1 protein-coding gene is annotated in these 272 nt (G+C 34.9%); it reads right to left on the reverse strand.

Features of this window, described 5'->3' with window-relative positions; translation table 11 throughout:
- Positions 1-235: hypothetical protein (locus tag Q5762_RS38425; RefSeq protein WP_315896953.1), on the reverse strand; the 235-nt coding region annotated here is incomplete at its 3' end.
- Positions 236-272 lie beyond the last annotated feature (37 nt).

The following is a 272-nucleotide window of genomic DNA, read 5'->3' on the forward strand; positions in this document are numbered from 1 at the left end:
CTTTCACATCAAAATCAAAAACAGGAACTTTATTCAATTCCATATCCTTTATTGACGTTTCAACATCAAACAATTGCTGTTCGATATGTTCGGCGTCAATTTCAGGAATCAATTCTGGTTTCGGTTTAGAGTTAACGCTCAACAATTCTTGGTCGCGTTTTGATAGCAATTCATTCAACAAAAACGTCAATTCAGAATTGCTTGGTATTTGAGTTTTATATTCGTTTACTAACATTTCGAGCGATTTTCGTGTTTCTTCGACGGTATCAGTG

Origin of the sequence: Streptomyces sp. P9(2023) (assembly GCF_032436795.1) — a bacterium.
Lineage (GTDB): Bacteria > Actinomycetota > Actinomycetes > Streptomycetales > Streptomycetaceae > Streptomyces.